Below are 16,356 nucleotides of genomic sequence, written 5' to 3' on the forward strand. Positions count from 1 at the left end.
CGGCTTTATCCGAACGGGAAGATTACTCCGCCACGCTCAGCGCGGCGTCGCTTTTGGCAAGGCCTGCCTGCAGATCGGCGCTGTCGGTCTCATAGTAGCGGTCCGTCACTACGCCGGGCAGCTGGCCGAATTGCGCCGACAGTTTTTCCGGGTAAAAGGTGCGATTCAGGCCCTCGAATCCGGGGATCTGCTGCAGGATGCCGATGGTGGCCTGGGCACAATAGGCGCCCGGCACACGGCCGTTGGTCACCGCCAACTGGTAAGCTTTCTGAGCCTGCTCAGGCGTTACCTCGACCTGCTGCACCACCACATGGAAGGTGCTGCGGGCATGGGCGCCGCGATAGGCCTGCTCCACGGCGGGAGTAATGCCATACAGAACGTCATTCCGCTCTGGCACCACCGAGGCATAGAACGAACCTGCGGGGTCGAAAATCACCCGCTCGGAGGCGTTGATCATCAGCGACGCATGGCCGCCCCGCCCGGTGCGGTTGTTGATCATCGTGTAAAGGGTCAGGGTCGCCGGGCCGGGCTGGCGGTAGGCCACCCGCGCCAGCGTTTCAGCATCCGCATTGGGTTGCTGAGGCGCCGCGCAGCCCGCAAGCGCCAGCAGGACCGCGCCAAGACACAGCAGATTACGCAAGGCGCGCGCTCCTTGAACCGGAAATCAGGTGGCGAAAACCGCCAGGAACAGAGCAAAGAAGACCAGGGCAATGCAGGAGCGGGTGATAAAGGTCAGAAAGCCGTTATAGACTTTTTCCTGAACCGCGGTGTCCATGGTGCCGTGCTGATGTTCAGCCATGTGAGTTTTCCCTCGAATTCACGTGCATTTTCCCTGTGATTACTGGATTTGCTGCCCTCTGTCACCACGTCATTCGGGCGCATCTGTCAGAAATACGCGGCGAATTCCGCAACACCACCCGCATCCATGGCGTCCGGCCGGCCCCGGCACGGCGCCCGGGCGAATCGCCCAGGCCCTTCCCCTGAGCTTATTCCTGCTCCAGATCCGAAGCGAGGCGGAATCCGATTCGGTTGGCCGGGGCTTCTTCCCGCGCTTTGGGCACCGCCCGCAGCATCACATTCAGCTGGCTGACATGCTGCACCAGCTGGGTGCGCGCGCCGGGGCCTTCGCTGCCGTAAAAGGTGATGATATCGGGATCGTAATAGCCCATGCCTTCGATCCGCAGCACCCCGGCATTGCCGCCGGCAAAGCCCATCGCAACCTCGTGCTCGCTGTCCAGCTGCTGTTCGAAATTCTGGATATAAAGGATCAGCCGCTCATAGGCCCAGCGTGCCGGGCTTTTGGCGGCATCCTGCTTTTGCAGTTTTTCCGGAACCTTGCGCAGGCCCGCACAGGCGTCGGGGTCGGCATGGACTTCGTGCACGCAGGGCAGCACCGCCGCCTCTGCCGCCTCGGCGCTGGTCGAAATCTCGTCGCTCATGGTGTATCTCCCCCGAATGCGGGGTGCATCACCCCTTGCGCTGATAAAGCCAGGCGCCGTCGCCGCGTTTCCAGCGGTCCACCTGGCCGGTGTGGTACAGATGATTTACATGGGCCACCGCCTCGACCAGCGCAAGCCCGTACTCGCCTTCGCCGATTGTGCGCTTGAACAGCGGCGCAAAGCAATCGGCGGCAGTCTGCGGCACGGACAAATGATCCATCAGCCGGTCCAACGCGCCGTGGTGATTGCCAATGAGCTGCTGCATCCGCAGGGGCAGCCGGGTGAACGGCAGCTTGTGCCCGCCCAGGGCCAGATGATCGGGACGCGCCAGTTTCGACAGACGCTCGCAGGCTTCCAGCCATTCGCCCAAAGGATCTGCCATCGGTTCGGTCGCGTAGACGCCGATGTTGGGGCTGATGGTTGACAGGATCTGATCGCCGGTGATCACCAGATTGTCATCGCGGCTCCAGAAAGTGGCGTGTTCAGGCGCGTGGCCGTTGCCGATATGCACGTCCCAGTCGCGCCCGCCCATGCGGATCGCATCCCCCTGCTTGATGCGGGTGAAGCCCAGCGGCATCGGATACACGGTGTCGGCAAAATTGAAGGGCCGCTCGCTGGCGCGTTTGTCATAAAACGCCTGGTCCATGCCCGCACTGCGGTAATAGGCCAGCGTTTCCTCGGGCCAGGTGTCCTGCACGTCCAGGGTCAGCATCCGGGCAAACAGCCAGGCGGTGCGGGTGGTGATCAGTTCGGCGCCATGCTGCGACTGGAACCAGCCGACCAGGCCAATGTGATCCGGGTGATGATGGGTGCCGACAACGCGGGTAACCGGCTTGCCCTTCAGCGGGCCGGCCATCAGGCTTTCCCAAATCGCACGGCTTTTGCGGGTGTTGAACCCGGTGTCGATCACCGTCCAGCCATCGCCGTCATCCAGCGCGTAGATGTTGACGTGATCCAGCTTCATCGGCAGCGGCTGACGCATCCAAAGGACGCCCTCGGCCACCTCTATAGCTTCACCTTGCGCAGGCGGTTCTTCCCACGGGGTGCGGGGCGAGACGTCGGGGATATCAGTCACAGATCAACCTGCCAGTTCTTCAAGGCTGAGGGCAAAGGTGCCCGCAGCGCCGGCCTGCGCATGGGCCAGCAGGCTGGCATGTTCGGGCAGCATCCGGGTGATGTAGAACCGCGCCAGTTTTTCGCGCGGGCCGCCCTGGTCCGCCATCGCTGCCGCCAGATGGTAATGGCCGCCCAGCACCCGGGCAAAGGCCCGCAGGTAGGGAACCGAGCCGGCAAAGCGGTCCTGCATATCCTGCTGGGCGACCAGCCATTCGGTGGCCTCACGCAAGGACTCGCAAGCCTGCCAGACAGATTCCGCCATGTTCGGGTGGGTGGCGCGGGCCCGTTCGGCCTGCTCTTCGATCTCGTCGATCAGGGCAAAACCCATGTCGCCGCCATCCATCATCTTGCGCGCGACCAGGTCCATCGACTGGATGCCGTTAGTGCCCTCGTAGATCGCTGTCACCCGCACGTCGCGGTAATATTGCGCGGCACCGGATTCCTCAATAAAGCCCATGCCGCCATGCACCTGCACCCCGGTCTCAGACACCCGGATGCCGGTGTCGGTGCCAAAGGCCTTGGCAATCGGCGTCAGGAACGCCGCGCGCGCCGCCCAGCCGCTTTCACCCGTGGCGGTCTGCATGTCGATCGACTGCGCGCAGGCCAAAAGGATCGCACGGGCGGCAAACAGGTCTGCCTTCATTTCCATCAGCATCCGGCGCACATCGGCGTGGTCGGCAATGAAACCGCTGGCGGTGCGGCCCTGCTTGCGCTCCAGCGCATAGGCCAGCGCGTGCTGATAGGCGCCCTCACCGGCGCCAACGCCCTGCCCGCCCACGCCAAGACGGGCATTGTTCATCATGGTGAACATCGCCGCCATGCCGCCATGCTCCGCGCCGACCAGCCAGCCGGTGGCGCCGTCATATTGCATCACGCAAGTGGGAGAGCCGTGCAGGCCCATCTTGTGCTCAAGGCTGACGACCTTGAGATCATTTGCCGTGCCCGGGTTGCCGTCGGCATCCGGCAGGTATTTCGGCACCAGGAACAGCGAAATGCCTTTGGTCCCCGGCGCGCCGTCCGGCAGCCGCGCCAGCACCAGATGGCAAATATTGCCACAGAAATCATTATCGCCCCAAGAGATAAAGATCTTCTGGCCGCTGACCGCATAGGTGCCATCGCCATTCGGCACCGCCTTGGAGCTGAGCGCGCCCACGTCCGAACCGGCCTGCGGCTCGGTCAGGTTCATAGTGCCGGACCATTCGCCGGAGATCAGCTTGGGCAGGTACAATTCCTTTATCGCATCCGAGGCATGATGCTCCAGCGCCTCGATCTGGCCCTGGCTCATCAAGGGGGCCAGCTGCAGCGACAGGCAGGCGCCTGCCATCATCTCGTTCACCGCAGTGGCCACGGTCAGCGGCAGCCCCATGCCGCCGTGTTCCTCCGGCGCGCTCATGCCGATCCAGCCGCCCTCGGCGATGGCTTTGAACCCGTCACCGAAACCGGGCGAGGTCCGCAGGACGCCATTTTCCAAAAAGGCCGGGGTCAGATCGCCGTTGCGCTGCAAAGGGGCCATCACCTCGCCGCACATTTTGCCAGCCTCGTTAAGGATGGCGCTCACTATGTCTGACGTTGCCTCGGCAAATCGGTCTGTGGCCGGGATGGCATCATAGCCGACAACATGGTTAAACAGAAACTCATACTCGGAAACGGGGGCACGGAAGGTCATGGGCGTCCTCTGGCGGTCATTTAAGGGGCGTCCTGGCACGGGCAGCCTTGGCTTCCCGGCACGGGCCTATTATGGTCATTGGCTTGACCGATTACCTAATCGGACGCTCATTTCAATCAACCAAAACGCCGCGTCACCCGGAATGCCCCTGCACAGCACAGAAATCCTTGCCGCCACGGCCACCGGTATCGCCCGGGCCGCCCAACTGCTTCGGGAGGGTAAACTTGTCTCCTTTCCCACCGAAACAGTCTATGGTCTCGGCGCCGATGCCCGGCAGGGCGAGGCTGTGGCCGCAATCTATGAGGCCAAGGGGCGGCCCTCCTTCAACCCATTGATCGCGCATGTGCATTCGGCCGAGGCGGCGCAGCGCTATGTTCAGTGGAATGAGACGGCAGAGCAGCTGGCCCAGGCTTTCTGGCCTGGCCCGCTGACCCTGGTGCTGCCGCTGCGTGCTGGCCACGGGATTTCGCCGCTGGTCACTGCCGGGCTGGAAACTTTGGGGGTGCGCGTTCCGGCCCACCCTGCTGGCCAGGCCTTGCTGCAGGCATTGGACGGCCCGGTTGCCGCCCCATCCGCCAACCCGTCCGGCAAGATCAGCCCCACCACGGCGGCCCATGTGCAGGCAGGCCTGGACGGACGCATTGCCGCGATCCTTGATGATGGCGCCTGCGAGGTCGGGCTGGAATCGACCATTGCCGGACTTGCAGGCCCCGCGCCGATGCTGCTGCGTCCCGGCGGGCTGGCAGCAGAAGAGATCGAAGCGGTGCTAGGCCGCAAACTGGCGGTACGCGATGTGCACGACCCGCTGACCGCCCCCGGCCAGTTGCTGTCGCATTACGCCCCCGGCGCGCCTGTCCGGCTGAACGCCAGCGCGCCAGACGAAGGCGGGCTTTTTCTCGGCTTCGGACCGGGGGTGTGCGACCTGAACCTTTCTGAAAGCCGGGATCTGGCTGAGGCCGCCGCCAATCTCTTTGGCCATCTGCACCGGCTGGACTCCCTTGGCAAACCCATCGCGGTGGCGCCGGTTCCGGATCACGGGTTGGGTGAAGCCATCAACGACCGTCTCCGCCGCGCCGCCGCGCCAAGGGATTAAGCCGTCCCAGCACCTGACCAACAGGGCAGAACACTCCCGCCCGTTTGAAACCCATCAAAGATGGGTGCCAAACCGTTGGGCATGGCGCCGTACAAGCACGGCGCGGCCCAGCCATGCACCCAAGCCGCTGATTTACTTCCGCCAAGGAAGCACAACCACCGCCACTGCAGCGTTTCCAATTGATGAAAGCCTCCGCCCCTCCGGCCTGGAAACCAGCCCCGGCATGAAATCCGGGACGGGCCCCGCCTCAGCGGGAGGCGCGCCGTGCTTGCGCGGCGCCACGCCCAACCTTTTTCCGGTCATCTATGATGAATGGAACAAAGGGCGGGAGCACCCGGTTGAGACGGCGCAGCGCATCTTACCTGCCGCTCAGGCGTGGCCAGCGCTGGCTGACAGTGTCAGCGGATCGACGCCAAGAGTTTTCAGCGATGCTTCCCATTTGCTGTCGTCCGCCAGGCTGAAAACAAGATCCGGGCTGGCGTCGGCCGTCAGCCAGCCGTTCATGGCAATCTCGGATTCCAGCTGCCCCGGCCCCCAGCCCGCATAGCCCAGCAGCACCAGCAGTTGTTCCGGACCCTGCCCCAATGCGATGTCTTCCAGAATATCCAGCGTCGCGGTCATCGAGAACCCGCCCGGCACTTTCAGCGAGCTCACGTCCGATTCGTAATCCGGCGTGTGCAGCACAAAGCCGCGCTGGGTCTCCACCGGGCCGCCGAACCGCACCGGCAATGCCGCGGCCGCGCTGCCGTCTTCGCCCAGGTCCAGCTGCTCCAGAAGATCCCCCAGCGCCACCCCTTCCGCGCGCTTGTTGACGATGAGACCCATCGCCCCTTCCTCGCCGTAGGAGCACAGGAAAACCACCGAATGCTCAAACCTTGGGTCGCCGATTCCGGGCATTGCAATCAAGAGCTTGCCAGTCAGATCCATGAAATTCCATCTTTCCTGCTGCCTGCCTCCACCATGACGTCCCCCTGCCTGTCACGCAAGAGGTGCAAAGGCCATGTCCGGTGAAGCCTCCGGCAAAATTGCCGCAAACCTGCCCTTACTCCAAGACAATGACCCGAACGTGACTTGGCAAACCCTGCCGCCAAGCGCATGTATCAAGGCATGAAAACGATGCAAAACAGACACGCTGCCGCCCTGGCGGCCTTGCTTGCCGTGACAGCGGGCGCCCCGGCCTTTGCTGGCGCCGCTGACAACGGGATTGTGCAGATTGAGGTGCTTGACGGCGGCATCACCCCGCGCGGCACCTATATGGGGGCGCTGCGGATCAAGCTGCAGCCGGGTTGGAAGACCTATTGGCGCGCGCCCGGCGACGCCGGCATTCCGCCCAGTTTTTCCTGGCGCGGTGCGCGCAATGTGGGCGGGCTTTCGATCACCTGGCCCGCACCCGAGATTTTTGAAACCTCCGGTTACCGTACCATCGGCTATCACGATCAGCTGGTGCTGCCGGTGGAGATCACCCCGGAGAAGCCCGGCAAGCCGGTGCGGCTGAAAGGCCGGATGCAGCTGGGTGTCTGCAAGGATGTCTGCGTGCCGGCCGAGCTGAGCTTTGACCAGCAGCTGGACAGTGCCGCAGGCCGTAACCCGGCAATTGCCGCTGCAATGGCCAGCCGTCCCTGGTCGGCCAAAGAAGCCGGTGTGCGCCATGCCGCCTGCAGCCTGCGCCCGTCTGAATACGGGATGAAAGTCACCGCCCGCATCTCGATGCCGTCCGCCGGCGGCGAAGAGGTTGCGGTGATCGAGCCCGGCAATCCAAAACTCTACGCCGGCGAGACAACCACCCGCCGCGAGGGCGGTTTGCTGGTGGCAGAGACTGAATTCCTGCCCGCTGACGGCAACGCCTATGCCATTGACCGCTCGCAATTGCGGATCACGGTGCTGGGGCAGAACCACGCGGTGGACATCCAGGGCTGCAGCGCCGGATGAGCACCGCCAGCAGCCCTCTGCGTCCGGTCCTGGGCACCATTGCCGTGGTCTGCCGCCATTTCGGCGGGCGGGACCAGGTCATCCTGGTGCAGCGCGGCAAGGACCCGAATGCGGGCTGGTGGGGGTTTCCCGGCGGCCATGTCGAGATGGGAGAGACCGCCCTGCAGGCCGCCGCGCGCGAGTTGCAGGAGGAAACCGGAGTTATTGCCAAGCCGCTGGAATACCTCACCAATGTGGATGTGATTTCCCGCGATGCGGCAGGCGCGGCACAGCGTCAGTATCTGCTGACCGTGGTCCTGTGCGGCTATATCAGCGGCGAGCCGGTGCCGGATGATGATGCCGAACAGGCCGAATGGATCCCGATTTCTGAAATCGAAAGCCGCGGCCTGCAATTGCTGGAACAGGTGGCGGATGTGGCCCGGCTGGCTCAGACCCGCTGGCGGGCGCTGAACCGGTAGGCAATTCCTCCGGCCAGATAGGCCAGCAGCGCCAGAACCAGCGCCCCCGCAATGCAGGCCAGCAGTCCGGCGCGCACCGGCTCCATTGCTGCCAGCGCAGGAAACGCCCGCAGTGCCGGATGCAGCGCGCCGGTGGCCATGGCCCAGCCCAGCGTCAGCACCAGCCAGCCAAGCTGTGCCAGCGCGGTGCCCAGCACCAGCCAGCGCAGCCCCCCGGCGCCGCGCCGCAACGCCCGGCGCAGCGAGGTCATCGGGCGTGAAAGGTCCCGCTGCATGGCGACCAGTGCCGGCACCACCAGCAGGACCAGGAACATGCCAAAGCCAAGGCCATAGACCAATGTGATCACCGTCGGCTTCAGGAACTGAGCCTGCTGCGAGCGCTCAAACAGCAGGGGCGCCAGCCCCAGAACAGTTGTCATAGTGGTCAGCATCACCGGCCGCAGCCGGTCAGCCGCCGCGTCGATGATCGACGGCACCAGACCGCGGTCCTGCGCATATTGGTCGATGGTCGTCACCAGCACGATCGAATCATTGATAATGATCCCGGTCATTCCCAGCAGCCCCACCACGGTGAACATGCTCAGCGGCACCTCCCACATGTAGTGGCCCCAAATCGTACCAACCAGGCCAAAGGGAATGATCGCCATCACCACCAGGGGCCGGGTCCAGCTGGCAAAGATCCAGGACAGCACCAGGTAAATGCCGGTGAGGCACAGGATCAGCCCGGTGCCGGCCTCCTGCAGGAAGGTTTGCTCCTGCTCGGCGAGGCCCGACAGGGTCCATTCCACCTGCCGCTCGCTGGCGATCTTCGGCAGGATTTCCTGCTGCAACGCTTGCATCACGGCTTCAGCCCGGGCGGGGTCGTCCTCGGAGATGTCGCCCGAGACACTGATCACCCGGATACCGTTTTCCCGCCGCACGGTGGAGAACCCGGTGCGCTGGGTGACCGAGACGATATCGGCCAGCGGAACGTAGATCCCGCTTGGCGCCCGCATCAGCGTGCGCTCCAGAAAATCGGCAGTCAGCTCATTTTCAGGCAGCTCCACCCGGATCTTGGCGCTGCGCGGCCCGTCCGGGTATGTCGCGGCCTCAATACCATTCAGCCGCGCCCGCAACGCCTGTCCCAGGCTGCCAATGGTGAAGTTCAACGCCTGGCCTTGCGGGGTGAGGTCGAGGATCACCTCCTCTTTGTCGTAGGCCAGATTGTCCTCGACGGCTGAAACCTCAGGAAACCGCAGCAGCGCGGTTTTCAGGTCTTCCGCGGCATCCTTCAGCACTTGCACGCCGGGCCCGGAAAATTGCACGTCCAGCGCGTCGCCGCCCGGACCAGACCGCCAGCCGCGGAAAGAGACCGTCTCGACCAGCGGATGCCGCGCCACCCGTTCCTGCAGCTCGGCGACAAAGGCAAAGCTGGAGTAAGGGCGCAGGTCGGCATCGATCAATTCAATCGCGATACCGCCCAGCAGATCTGTGTCCTTGGCCTCAACCCCGCCAAGGCCGCGGCCCGCATTGCCGCCCACCTCGGCTATGACAAAATCCAGCGGATTGCGGCCATAGCGGGCGGCATATTCCGCGCCCAGTGCCTCGGTGGTTCGCTGCACTTCCTGCATCATCGCCAGGGTATCACTGCGGCTGGCGCCCTCTACCATGGCGAAATTGCCGGTCACGGAGCCGCGTTCAGGCGCGTTGAAAAAGCGCCATTTGACGTCGCCGTTGATGAACAGCGCCGCCTGGCTGGCCAGAACCACCAGCGCCCCGGCCAGCACCGCATAGCGGGCCTGAACCACAAGCCCCATGAACGGGCGGAACGCATTGTCGCGCAGCCAGCGGAAGCCGCGGTTCACCATCCGGTTCGGCCAGTCATACCAATGCCGCGCCTGGGCATGGGTCAGGGCATGGGCCAGATGGTTGGGCAGGATCAGAAAACATTCCACCAGCGAGGCCGCCAGCACCGCGATCACGGTGAAAGGAATATCGCGGATCAGCTCGCCAAAACGCCCCCCCACCAAGGTCAGGCCAAAGAAAGCGATGATAGTGGTCAGCGTTGCCGCAAAAACCGGCATCGCCATCCGCCGGGCCGCATTTTCGGCGGCCTGCACCGGGTTTTCCCCCAGCCGCCGCACACGGAAATCGGCGTGTTCACCCACCACGATTGCATCGTCCACCACGATCCCCAGGGTGATGATCAGACCGAATAGGCTGACCATATTGATGGTGATACCGGCAGCATACATCAGCGCCACGGCGGCAAACATCGAGGCAGGGATGCCCATGGCCACCCAGAAGGCAATGCGGGTGTTGAGGAACAGGAACAACAGGCACAGCACCAGGGCAAGCCCCATCAGGCCATTGTCGATCAGAATATCCAGACGGTCGGTGATGCGGCCCGCGCGGGTGCGGATCAGCTGCGCCGTCACGCCCTGCGGCAGGCTGGCCTGCATTTCGGCCACCACCTCCTGCACCTGGCCCTGCAAGCGGATGGCATTACCCTGGTCCGAGCGGTCCACCCGGATCGACATTGCCGGGTTGCCGTCCACAAAATACGAGCGGTTGCGGTCCACACCCTCGACCCGCACCTGCGCCACGTCGGCAATGGTCAGCACCGAGCCATCGGCATTGGTGCGCAGGACAATGGCTTCCAGCTCGTCGGGTTTGCGTTTCTCGCTGCCGGTGCGCACCCGCGCGTTGGCGCCGCTGACATCGCCTGCCGGATCTGCATCAACCTCTGCCGCTATGGCCTCGGCGACTTCGCGCATGGTGATGTCATGGGTCATCAGCATGGCGGTGGGCACTTCGACGATGGTCTCGGGTGCTGCCACGCCGCGGATGGTGGTGCGGGTGACGCCGGCCTCAAACAGGCGGGTCACCAGCTCATCCGCAAACAGACCCAGCTGGCCGGCGGCCACAGGCCCGGATATCACAACATCGGTCACCCGGTCGCGCCAGGCGCCACGGCGCACTTCCGGCTCCTCCGCCTCCTCCGGCAGGGTGGTGATGCCGTCGACCGCGGCCTGCACATCGTCGGTGGCCTGCCCCATGTCCGTGCCAGGCTCAAACTCCAGCGTCAGCGTTGCCCGCCCTTCGCGCGAGCTGGAGGATGTCTCCTCCACCCCGTCCACGGCCAGCAGTGCCGGTTCCAGAATCTGCACGATGGCGCTGTCCACGTCCTCGGGGCCGGCGCCTTCCCATTCGACGGTGACGGTGACGCGTTCGACAATCACATCCGGGAAGAACTGCGTCCGCATGTTGGGCATCGCTGCGGCGCCCAGCACCAGCATGATCACCAGCAGCAGGTTTGCGGCGGTGCGGTGGCGGGTGAAGTAGCTGAACAGCCCGCGGGCCGGCCGGGGGAGCTTGCGGACCATGACCCTCAGCCCCCCATCCGGGATTCAATCCGGGTCACCAGCCTGACGGGCACCCTGGCCTCGGCCAGTTGCTGCAGCATCTGTTCTTTCATTGCGGAAGGCATCACGCTGCTGCCCTCGACAAACGCCACAAGCCTGGCCCGGCGTTCGTCGGTCAGCTCGATTAATTGCGGAAGCGCCTGCACCCCGGCCCCCTGGCGCAGCGGGCGCACTTTAATGCCAGCCCCCAAAAGCGGCGTGCGCCCGGTCACGATCTCGCGGCCTTTCAGTCCTGAACCGCGGATCAGCACGTCATCGCCCTGACGGCGCACCAGTTCGACGGCCAATGACTCCAGCCGGTCCTCAGCCCCCAGCACAAGGACCGAGCCATCCGCGCCCAGCGCCGAGGCCGGAACACGGGCCACCGCCGCGACCTCAGGCTCGGTCACTTTTACGGTGACAAAATCGCCAGGTTCAAACCCCGGCGCAGCCTGCAGCCGGGCATAAACCAAGCGCCCGGTCTGCCCGTCACCGGCAGCCCCGCTGGCGCGGGAAATCTGCCCGGCTGCATTTAACCCTGCGCCGGCGGCATCCAGCGACACCCGCACCGGCGCGCGCAGCAGATCGCCCCCGGCATCAAGCAGCCGGGCGTATTGCGCAGTGGAAACCCGGAACGCGGCCTCCAGCAGATCCGGATCAACCAAATCCGCCAGTTTTTCATTGGCCGAAACCAGCCGCCCCTGCACCAGGTTAACCGCCTGCAAAGTCCCGTCGAAACCCGCCATGATCGTTGTATCGTCCAGCTCGCGCTGCGCTTCGTCCAGCGCGAGCTGCGCCCGGGCCACGCGGGTGGCTGCCTGATCCACACGCGCCTCTGCCTGGCTGACGGCCTGGCGGCGCGAGATCACCGCCTGGCGTGCCTGCACCGTCGCAAGCTCCGCCGTTTCCACCGTTGCGGCAGTGCCGACACCGCGCTGCCGCAGATCCACTTGCCGTTGAAAGGCCCGTTCGCGCAGCTGCGCCTGGTCCTGGGTGGCCTGCAATTCGTCCTGTGCCAGGATCAGCGCCCGGCCGGCATCGCGTTCCTCGGCGCGGGCATCCATCATGTCGGCCTCGGCCCGGTCCAGCGCCGCCTGCGCATCCGCCGGATCGATTTGCACCAGCACTTCACCTGCGCGGACCGCGCCGCCGTCCTCGAAATCTTCAGAGAGGTGCACAACCCGGCCCGCCACCGCTGTGCGCAGTTCCAGTGCGCGGCGGCTTTCCACCCGGCCAAAGGCCGTCAGCTCCGGCGCCACGGTCTGCAGATCCGCCGTCACCACATTGACCGCAAACACCCGCTCACGCACTGGCGGTGTTTTTTTCTCCGCATTCAGCTGTGCGTCAATCGCACTGAAAACCAGCTGCCCGGCATAAAGCAGCAGCGCTGCCGTTAAGGCCGCCAGGAACACCCCAGTCACACTCTGACGCAAAAAGCGCATGTCTCTCCCTTCCGGTGGCGGATGCTGCCGGGACCGCCGATGCGGCCAGCCAAAGCGCAAATGCCTTGTGCCCGCTTGGAAATATACGATTTTCCGCACAGGTTTACGAGGTTACACGCCGCGCAGGGTTACTTCCGGCGCAGATGTTCCTCCAATCTGGGCATGATTTCCACGAAATTGCAGGGCCGGTGGCGGTAATCAAGCTGTTTTGACAGGATTTCATCCCAGCCGTCCTTGCAGGCGCCGGGGCTGCCGGGCAGTGCAAACAGATAGGTGCCGCCCGCAACGCCGCCGGTGGCGCGCGATTGCACCGCGCTGGTGCCGATCTTCTGCATCGAGACATGGGTGAAGACGGTGCCAAAGGCCTCGATCTCCTTTTCATAGACATCCCGGTGCGCTTCCACCGTGACATCCCGCCCGGTCAGCCCGGTGCCGCCGGTTGAAATCACCACATCCACCTCCCGGTCGGCGATCCAGGCGCGCAGCTGCGCGGCGATTTCGGCGCGCTCGTCGGGAATAATCTTGCGCCCGGCAAGAGTGTGGCCCGCGTCCCGCAACCGGTCCACCAGCACCTGGCCGGAGCGGTCATCCTCCATTTTGCGGCTGTCCGACACCGTCAGCACCGCAATACGGACCGGGATGAATTCCATGCTTTCGTCAATCCGGGACATTTCACGCCCTCTCCATAATCGCCAGCCGTACGGCCAGCCCTGCAAAAATTCCGGCCGAAACCCGGCCCAGCCAGCGCGCGAACACCGGCGATCCGGTCAACCGCTGCCCGGCCTGACCGGCAAAAACACCAATCAGCCCGTTGATAAAGAAACCACCCACGGCCAGGATCAACCCGAAGACCAGGAACTGCCCCAGCACCGGGCCGGCCTCGGGTTTCACAAATTGCGGCACAAAGGCCAGCACAAACAGGATCACCTTGGGATTGGTCAGATTGACCAGCAGCGCGCTGCGAAAAGCGCCGGCCCCGCGCCGCTGCGGCAGCCCCTCCGCCGCCAGCCCCCCGTGCAAGGCGCCCCAGGCCAGATACAGCAGATAGGCCACACCCGCCCAGCGGATCAGATCAAACAGCGCAGGCATCGCGGAAACCACCGCACCCAGCCCTAGCCCCGCCAAGGAGACATGCACCATGCTGCCCGCGGAGATCCCGGCACTTGCCGCCACCGCCGCCCGGCGCCCCGAGCGCAGCCCCTGGCCAAGACAGAACATCATGTCCGCGCCCGGTGTCAGGTTCAGCGCCAGCGCTGCCGGGATGAAGGCGAGCAAAGTTACCGCATCAATCAAGGCTGCACCTCAAACCAGCTCACCAAAGGGCCCAGATTGGCCACCCGCGTCCTGCCTATGCTGCCGCGAAAGCCCCAGCAATCATGCACATGGCCGCAGAGCAGCAATTGCGGCCGGATCCGCTCCGCCGCTGCCCGGACCGCCATGGAGCCGACGGACAGCCCGCCCGAGGTCACGTCCCCCAGCCCCTTGGGCGGTGAATGGGAGATCAGAATATCCGCATGATCACAGGCAGCCAGCATCGCTGCCGCCTGAACTTCGCTTAGGTCGCAAGACCAGCTGCCAAAAGGTGTTTCAGGCACGCCATAGCCCAGGCCGAACAGACGCAGCCCCTCAAAATCAACGCCCTCGCCATGCAGCACGGTTGTTCCGGGAAACTCTGCTGCACGCAACTCACCAGCGCTTTCACCATTGCCGGGCACCGCCACCATCGGCGCCTTCAACCCGGCCAGCATCGCCACGGCCCGGTCCAGTCCCTGGCGCATATTGCAAAAATCACCTGCACCAATCACCAGATCAGCACCCGCGCTGGCCGCCACGATTTCCACCGCGTGGCTGCTTGAAAGATGCAGATCTGAAAACGCGAGAATCTTCATGCGGCTCCTCCTCCGTCAGGACAGGGCGCCCAGCCGTGCCTTCAGCTCAAGAAGATCACCCCAGGCCTGCCGCTTCTGCTGCGGCTGGCGCAACAGATAGGCGGGGTGGAACATCGGCAGCACCGGCTTGCCCCAGGCCTGATCCCATTGCCCACGCAGCCGGGTAATGCCGCGTTTGCCCAGCACTGCCTGGCAGCTGATATTGCCCATCAAGACCAGAATATCCGGCTCTGCCAGCGCCACATGCCGCTCCAGAAACGGCGCCAGCATGGCGATCTCGGCCGGCAGCGGATCGCGGTTCTGCGGCGGCCGCCAGGGCAGCACATTGGTGATATAGACGCTCTCGGCACGTGAAAGACCGATGGCCTCCAGCATCTTGTCCAGAAGCTGACCGGCGCGGCCCGTAAACGGTTTGCCCTGCAGATCCTCATCCCGGCCCGGCGCCTCGCCGATGATCATCACCCGTGCGCCGGCCTGCCCGTCCGAGAACACCAGATTACGCGCGCCGCGTTTCAGGTCACAATGGCTGAAACCCTCCAAGGCATCGCGCAAGGCCGGCAGCGAAGCCGCCCCCTTGGCGGCCTTCTGTGCCACATCAACAGGGTCCGCTTCCTTAGGCTTGGGCGGCGGCGCAGGGGCGGCGCCCGGTTTCGGCTTCGGCGCAGACTGCTCCAGCGCATAGCGGTCCACTGGCGCATCGCAAAGCGCCTCGGTTGCGCCAAGCTCCGCCTGCCACTCCAACAGCGCCCGGGCGCTCCAGTAATCCAATGCCGATTCCATTCGCTCAAGCTACTCTGCCCGCCGCCCAAGCGGAACACCTCTCCGCGGCCATCTTGTAAATTCAAGTCTTTCATCTTTTCAGAAATACTCCGGGGAGCGCGAGGGGCCGGCCCCTCGCCTGCGCAACGCCTGCCTCCGCCGCAACGCCTTGCCGCACGCGTGCACCCCGCCTATAAGAACCCGCAAATCAAGCGGAGCTGCCCCATATGTCCTTCGAACACCGCCACCTGCTTGGCATCGAACCGCTGACACCGCATGAGATCACCGCGATTCTTGATCTTGCCGATGAATATGTTGCCCTGAACCGCCGGCCCGAGAAGCATTCCGACGTGCTGGCGGGGCTTACTCAGATCAACATGTTCTTCGAGAATTCCACCCGTACCCAAGCGAGTTTCGAGCTGGCAGGCAAGCGGCTGGGCGCTGATGTCATGAATATGGCGATGCAGGCCTCCTCGATCAAAAAGGGCGAGACCCTGATCGACACCGCGATGACGCTGAATGCGATGCACCCGGACCTTCTGGTGGTGCGGCATCCGCATTCCGGCGCGGTGGATCTCTTGGCGCAGAAGGTGAACTGCGCGGTGCTGAATGCCGGCGACGGCAAGCACGAGCATCCAACCCAGGCGCTGCTGGACGCGCTCACTATCCGCCGCTCCAAAGGCCGGCTGCACCGGCTGAACATCGCGATCTGCGGCGACATTGCCCATTCCCGCGTGGCCCGATCCAACCTGATCTTGCTGGGCAAAATGGAAAACCGCATCCGCCTCATTGGCCCGCCGACGCTGGTTCCCGGCCAGCTCGCCGAATTCGGCGCCGAGATCTATGACGACATGCGCGAAGGCCTTAAGGACGTTGATGTGGTGATGATGCTGCGGCTGCAGAAAGAGCGCATGGACGGCGGCTTCATCCCGTCCGAACGTGAATACTACCATCGTTACGGGCTCGACGCCGACAAGCTGTCGCAGGCCAAACCCGACGCCATCATCATGCATCCCGGCCCGATGAACCGCGGAGTTGAAATCGACGGAACGCTCGCCGACGACATCAACCGTTCAGTCATTCAGGAGCAGGTCGAGATGGGGGTCGCAGTGCGGATGGCGGCAATGGACCTGCTGGCCCGCAACCTGCGCGCCGAACGTCAGGCGAAAGCGGGCTGAACAG

15 protein-coding genes and 1 pseudogene are annotated in these 16,356 nt (G+C 64.4%); 4 read left to right on the forward strand and 12 right to left on the reverse strand.

What is annotated here, in order from left to right; translation table 11 throughout:
* Window positions 1–22: 22 nt before the first annotated feature.
* The 5 genes and pseudogenes from L1069_RS08115 to L1069_RS08135 form a co-directional block, all read right to left on the reverse strand.
* Window positions 23–665, reverse strand: a pseudogene (locus L1069_RS08115) (hypothetical protein).
* Complete coding sequence (locus L1069_RS08120) at window positions 665–799, reverse strand: aa3-type cytochrome c oxidase subunit IV (RefSeq protein ID WP_129369833.1); 135 nt, start codon at window positions 797–799, stop codon at window positions 665–667. Before L1069_RS08120 ends, L1069_RS08115 begins: the two are co-directional and overlap by 1 nt.
* A gap of 187 nt (window positions 800–986) precedes the next feature.
* The gene (locus tag L1069_RS08125; protein WP_129369832.1) at window positions 987–1,439 is read right to left on the reverse strand and encodes a DUF6173 family protein; all 453 of its coding nucleotides are present in this window, start codon (window positions 1,437–1,439) and stop codon (window positions 987–989) included.
* Between the two features lie 28 nt (window positions 1,440–1,467).
* Window positions 1,468–2,514, reverse strand: a complete 1,047-nt coding sequence (locus tag L1069_RS08130) for an MBL fold metallo-hydrolase (protein WP_237455315.1) — start codon at window positions 2,512–2,514, stop codon at window positions 1,468–1,470.
* Between the two features lie 3 nt (window positions 2,515–2,517).
* Entirely contained in the window at window positions 2,518–4,221 is a 1,704-nt protein-coding gene (locus tag L1069_RS08135; RefSeq protein ID WP_237455316.1) for an acyl-CoA dehydrogenase, read from the reverse strand.
* Window positions 4,222–4,363: 142 nt separating this feature from the next.
* On the opposite strand from L1069_RS08135, the gene L1069_RS08140 reads away from it, so the two are divergent.
* Complete coding sequence (locus tag L1069_RS08140; RefSeq protein WP_237455317.1) at window positions 4,364–5,314, forward strand: L-threonylcarbamoyladenylate synthase; 951 nt, start codon at window positions 4,364–4,366, stop codon at window positions 5,312–5,314.
* A 369-nt stretch (window positions 5,315–5,683) separates the two neighbouring features.
* On the opposite strand, the gene L1069_RS08145 is transcribed toward L1069_RS08140, so the two are convergent.
* Entirely contained in the window at window positions 5,684–6,241 is a 558-nt protein-coding gene (locus L1069_RS08145) for a YqgE/AlgH family protein (protein WP_237455318.1), read from the reverse strand.
* Between the two features lie 189 nt (window positions 6,242–6,430).
* Here L1069_RS08145 and L1069_RS08150 point away from each other — a divergent pair, with 189 nt between their 5' ends.
* Window positions 6,431–7,243 (forward strand): protein-disulfide reductase DsbD domain-containing protein, encoded by an 813-nt coding sequence (locus L1069_RS08150; RefSeq protein ID WP_237455319.1) that lies wholly within the window; start codon window positions 6,431–6,433, stop codon window positions 7,241–7,243.
* A complete protein-coding gene (locus L1069_RS08155; protein ID WP_237455320.1) occupies window positions 7,240–7,701 on the forward strand; it encodes an NUDIX hydrolase in 462 nt (153 codons plus the stop codon). The genes L1069_RS08150 and L1069_RS08155 overlap by 4 nt, the downstream gene beginning before the upstream one ends.
* Here the strand turns inward: L1069_RS08155 and L1069_RS08160 are convergent.
* From L1069_RS08160 to L1069_RS08185, 6 genes are all read right to left on the reverse strand, one after another.
* Window positions 7,671–11,066, reverse strand: coding sequence for an efflux RND transporter permease subunit (locus tag L1069_RS08160; protein WP_237455321.1), 3,396 nt, complete (start codon window positions 11,064–11,066; stop codon window positions 7,671–7,673). The genes L1069_RS08155 and L1069_RS08160 overlap by 31 nt on opposite strands.
* A 5-nt stretch (window positions 11,067–11,071) precedes the next feature.
* Window positions 11,072–12,526, reverse strand: a complete 1,455-nt coding sequence (locus L1069_RS08165) for an efflux RND transporter periplasmic adaptor subunit (RefSeq protein ID WP_237455322.1) — start codon at window positions 12,524–12,526, stop codon at window positions 11,072–11,074.
* Between the two features lie 128 nt (window positions 12,527–12,654).
* Entirely contained in the window at window positions 12,655–13,197 is a 543-nt protein-coding gene (gene moaB, locus L1069_RS08170) for a molybdenum cofactor biosynthesis protein B (RefSeq protein WP_129369824.1), read from the reverse strand.
* Window position 13,198: 1 nt separating this feature from the next.
* Window positions 13,199–13,819, reverse strand: coding sequence for a LysE family translocator (locus tag L1069_RS08175; RefSeq protein WP_237455323.1), 621 nt, complete (start codon window positions 13,817–13,819; stop codon window positions 13,199–13,201).
* The gene (locus L1069_RS08180) at window positions 13,816–14,415 is read right to left on the reverse strand and encodes a metallophosphoesterase family protein (protein ID WP_237455324.1); all 600 of its coding nucleotides are present in this window, start codon (window positions 14,413–14,415) and stop codon (window positions 13,816–13,818) included. Before L1069_RS08180 ends, L1069_RS08175 begins: the two co-directional genes overlap by 4 nt.
* A 15-nt stretch (window positions 14,416–14,430) precedes the next feature.
* Complete coding sequence (locus tag L1069_RS08185) at window positions 14,431–15,195, reverse strand: uracil-DNA glycosylase (protein WP_129369821.1); 765 nt, start codon at window positions 15,193–15,195, stop codon at window positions 14,431–14,433.
* 206 nt (window positions 15,196–15,401) lie between these two features.
* Here L1069_RS08185 and L1069_RS08190 point away from each other — a divergent pair, with 206 nt between their 5' ends.
* Window positions 15,402–16,352 carry an aspartate carbamoyltransferase catalytic subunit gene (locus tag L1069_RS08190; protein WP_237455325.1) on the forward strand — a complete coding sequence of 317 codons (951 nt, stop codon included), beginning with the start codon at window positions 15,402–15,404 and terminating at the stop codon, window positions 16,350–16,352.
* Window positions 16,353–16,356 lie beyond the last annotated feature (4 nt).

The organism is Leisingera sp. MMG026, from assembly GCF_021654205.1.
In the GTDB taxonomy this organism is placed as follows: Bacteria; Pseudomonadota; Alphaproteobacteria; order Rhodobacterales; family Rhodobacteraceae; genus Leisingera.

Coding starts and splice junctions, on each gene's coding strand:
- L1069_RS08120 (WP_129369833.1), bottom strand. CDS start 799: ATGGCTGAACATCAGCACGGCACCATGGACACCGCGGTTCAGGAAAAA.
- L1069_RS08125 (WP_129369832.1), bottom strand. CDS start 1,439: ATGAGCGACGAGATTTCGACCAGCGCCGAGGCGGCAGAGGCGGCGGTG.
- L1069_RS08135 (WP_237455316.1), bottom strand. CDS start 4,221: ATGACCTTCCGTGCCCCCGTTTCCGAGTATGAGTTTCTGTTTAACCAT.
- L1069_RS08140 (WP_237455317.1), top strand. CDS start 4,364: ATGCCCCTGCACAGCACAGAAATCCTTGCCGCCACGGCCACCGGTATC.
- L1069_RS08145 (WP_237455318.1), bottom strand. CDS start 6,241: ATGGATCTGACTGGCAAGCTCTTGATTGCAATGCCCGGAATCGGCGAC.
- L1069_RS08150 (WP_237455319.1), top strand. CDS start 6,431: ATGCAAAACAGACACGCTGCCGCCCTGGCGGCCTTGCTTGCCGTGACA.
- L1069_RS08155 (WP_237455320.1), top strand. CDS start 7,240: ATGAGCACCGCCAGCAGCCCTCTGCGTCCGGTCCTGGGCACCATTGCC.
- L1069_RS08160 (WP_237455321.1), bottom strand. CDS start 11,066: ATGGTCCGCAAGCTCCCCCGGCCGGCCCGCGGGCTGTTCAGCTACTTC.
- L1069_RS08165 (WP_237455322.1), bottom strand. CDS start 12,526: ATGCGCTTTTTGCGTCAGAGTGTGACTGGGGTGTTCCTGGCGGCCTTA.
- moaB (WP_129369824.1), bottom strand. CDS start 13,197: ATGTCCCGGATTGACGAAAGCATGGAATTCATCCCGGTCCGTATTGCG.
- L1069_RS08180 (WP_237455324.1), bottom strand. CDS start 14,415: ATGAAGATTCTCGCGTTTTCAGATCTGCATCTTTCAAGCAGCCACGCG.
- L1069_RS08185 (WP_129369821.1), bottom strand. CDS start 15,195: ATGGAATCGGCATTGGATTACTGGAGCGCCCGGGCGCTGTTGGAGTGG.
- L1069_RS08190 (WP_237455325.1), top strand. CDS start 15,402: ATGTCCTTCGAACACCGCCACCTGCTTGGCATCGAACCGCTGACACCG.